Origin of the sequence: Levilactobacillus fujinensis (assembly GCF_003946335.1) — a bacterium.
Lineage (GTDB): Bacteria > Bacillota > Bacilli > Lactobacillales > Lactobacillaceae > Levilactobacillus > Levilactobacillus fujinensis.
On the sequence record NZ_RHNX01000074.1, the window covers coordinates 1 to 3618 of the forward strand.

General features: G+C 47.3%; 2 protein-coding genes. One reads left to right on the forward strand and one right to left on the reverse strand.

The features are described from left to right. Positions 1-119 precede the first annotated feature (119 nt). On the reverse strand, positions 120-755 hold the full coding sequence (locus EKM89_RS13575; RefSeq protein ID WP_048732426.1) for a redox-sensing transcriptional repressor Rex: 636 nt from the start codon (positions 753-755) through the stop codon (positions 120-122). 237 nt (positions 756-992) lie between these two features. Here EKM89_RS13575 and EKM89_RS13580 point away from each other — a divergent pair, with 237 nt between their 5' ends. Beyond that, a complete protein-coding gene (locus EKM89_RS13580; protein ID WP_125689310.1) occupies positions 993-2945 on the forward strand; it encodes an ABC-F family ATP-binding cassette domain-containing protein in 1953 nt (650 codons plus the stop codon). The last annotated feature ends 673 nt before the right edge of the window (positions 2946-3618 follow it).

The following is a 3618-nucleotide window of genomic DNA, read 5'->3' on the forward strand; positions in this document are numbered from 1 at the left end:
ACAAGTATACTAGAATTTTTTCGCAGATTCGAGCGTTATGTTTTAGTGCGCCCAAATATTCTTTATTTCATATAAAAGCCCAAGGTTTTATCTCGGGCTCCTCTCATCACGAATCGTGATTAATCTTTATTGTAGTGTTCCAAGAAGTAAATCAACGTTTGGAGTTCATTAGTTAAGTCCACGTTTTGGACCCGCACATCCTTTGGTACCGTAATCCGCAGTGGTGTAAAGTTCAAGATTCCCTTCACGCCCCCGGCAACAACTTCTTCCGTCACGGATTGAGCAACGTCAGATGGCACGGTCAAAATGGCAATCTGAATCTGTTGTTCTTCCAACTGCGTCCGCAAATCGGTCATTGGGTAGATGGGAACCCCGCTTTGAATTGTATTCGCCATATCCTGACTGACATCAAAGGCTGCACTGATTCGCACGTTGCCGTCCTGATGAAAATTAAAGTTCAATAGCGCATGGCCCAAATTTCCGACCCCAATCAAGGCCACGTTGGTTAACCGGTCTTGATTTAAAATCTTCTTGAAGAACTTAATGAGGCTTTCAACATCGTACCCGTAGCCCCGTTTACCGAGGGCCCCAAAGTAAGAAAAATCTCGACGAATAGTTGCTGAATCAACCTTAACGGCTTCAGAAAGTTCCGTCGAGGACACACGAGTTTTGTCCGCGTCCAGCAAAATGTTTAAATAACGGTAGTAGATGGGGAGCCGTTTAGCTGTGGCGCGGGGAATCTTTTGATCTGTCAAAAAATGAGACCTCCTAATCAATGAATACTGGTCATCGCCAACCGACGGTAACACTTTCCCTAAATAACTTTTTGATTGTGAAATTTGCTTTCTTACAGATTATAGCATAACCGCCCGTCTTGTGAAAGAAATTGCAAATATTTTTCACAATTCTTTCCATATTTCGGTCTGTCCGGTAAATATGCTAGAATAAGAACTATCAACTTATACGAAAAATGAAAAGGAGGTCCATTTACCGTGATTCTTTTACAAGTTCAACAAGTCACGCGACGTTTTGGAGCGACCGTACTCTTTGAAAACGTTAGCCTTGACGTCCCAGAACACGGCCGGGTGGCGCTGGTGGGCCGCAACGGTGCCGGGAAGTCCACCCTACTGAAAATGATTGCTGGCGAAACCACGCCGGATGTCGGTCAAATTACGACAAAACGTGGGCTCACCATTGGCTATCAGGCGCAAAATGCCGGCCTCGCTTCATCTAAAACTGTCTGGAATGAAATGCTCGATGTTTTCGCTAAGCTACGGGCAATGGAACAGCATATGCACGACTTAGAACAGCAAATGAGTGACCCAAGTACTATTGCTGACCAGGAACAATTTACCCAAATCAGTAAAACCTACGACCAACTTCAACAAGATTTTAGCGACCAAAATGGTTACGGTTACCAAGCCGAAATTCGTGGCGTGCTCCACGGGTTTGAGTTCGGCGAAGAATACTATGATAAACCCATTAACGAACTTTCAGGCGGCCAGCGCACCCAATTAGCCCTGGCTAAATTGCTGCTGGAACGTCCCGACCTGTTAATCCTTGACGAACCCACCAACCATTTGGACGTTGAAACGTTAACCTGGCTGGAAGGTTACCTACAAGGCTATCCTGGCGCCATTCTTGTCGTTTCCCATGACCGATATTTTCTCGATCACGTGGTCAATGATGTCTACGACATGGCCCACGGCGGCTTGGTGCACTATCCTGGCAACTACTCCCATTACATTGATGCCAAAGCCGAACGACTACGGCGCGAGTGGAAGGAATATGACAAGCAACAGGCTGAAATCGGTAAGTTGGAGGACTTTGTGAACAAAAACATCGTCCGCGCTTCCACAACTAAACGGGCTCAAGCACGACGCAAACAGCTGGAGAAAATGGATAAGATGGCCAAGCCAGAAGGTGACGAAAAGGTTGCCCGCTTCACGTTCAGACCTCATCGTCAAAGTGGCAACGTCGTCTTAGATGTGGTCAACGGTGCAGTTGGTTATGACCAACAGATCCTCTGCTCTCCGGTCAACCTCGATATCAAAAAGCATCAGGCCGTTGCTATCGTCGGCCCCAACGGAATTGGCAAATCTACCCTGCTAAAAACTATTCTGGGCCGCATTCCGGCCATTCAAGGTCAGATCATCTTTGGTACTGGTGTCGACACGGGCTACTACGATCAAGACCAAGCAACCCTGCATGACAAAAAGAGTGTTCTGCATGAATTGTGGGATGACCACCCTACGACCCCAGAAGGCGATATCCGCTCCATTCTCGGAAGCTTTCTGTTTACCGGAAGCGATGTTGATAAGAGTGTCCACAGCCTGAGTGGTGGTGAACGCGCACGGTTACTGCTGACGAAGCTGGCCCTGCGCCACGACAACTTCTTAATGCTGGACGAACCCACCAATCACCTGGATATCGACAGCCGAGAAGTTCTGGAAAATGCGTTGAACGAATTCGATGGGACTATCCTATTTGTCTCCCATGACCGGTATTTCATTAACCAAGTGGCCACTCAGGTCGTCGAATTGGCCCCCGCCGGAACAACCCGTTACCTGGGCGACTATGACTACTACGTGGAGAAGAAGGCCGAACAGGACGCCTACGCTGCCAAAGAAGCAGCCGAGGCAGAAGAAGCTAACCCGACGAGCGACGCACCCAAACAAACGCAGGTCGACTACCAACAGCAAAAGGAACAACAGAAAGCTAAGCGTAAACTCAGTCGCCAGGTAGATGCCTTGGAAACCAAACTTGGTGACCTCGAAACGCAAAAGTCAACGATTGAAACGGCCATGAGTTCCTCAGAAAACTTCAACGATGCCGAAAAGTTGGCTGACCTACAGGCGCAGCTCACAACCGTCACCACTGACCTCGATACCACCGAAGAGGAATGGACCGAGAAGAGTTTAGCACTAGAAGATTTTGAGGATTAGACCTCAAGCTTGGCGGTTCAACATTTTCGAGGCTTCACGACATTTCAGCTCCTATCTGCCAGCTGGCTGGCTTAAGTTGCCTAATCTCAATGTCGCAGTCACAACAAAGCATTTTGGAACTTTCAATCTGCAAACTAATAGTAAAGTTACTTGGTTAATGGCCATCATGACCGTTAACCAAGTAGCTTTTTTGTCTATTATAGTGCGGTACATCCACCGTCAACGTTGAGAGTAGCCCCGGTGACAAAGGCAATGACGTTCGCAATTTCTGTCAGCTGAGCTAGACGACCAATGGGCATCTTGGTCACCATTGCCACGCTTGTCTTCCACGTCAGTTACCTCCTCAATCAAATGGCCGATTGTCACAATACCTAGTAAACACCGAAATTGCACGAGTTTTCATTCAAAATCACTAGCAGGATCCATGATTAAATAAACCGAGAGGCCCCCAAACATGCAATCAGGCGCATTGTTCTACTTGGTCAGTAGGTGTAGAAATTCCAGTTTAGCAACTCCAGACTTCAACCCGTACTCGCCCCGTTCCAGCTCACAATCCAGCAGTTAATAAAGTGAAGGTATCCCCTAACCAAACTAAAGGTTCTATGATATTTGGTGTTGATAGAGAAATCTGTCGACGCCATTTTCTGTATAATAAAAGGGGCACACTGCCCCA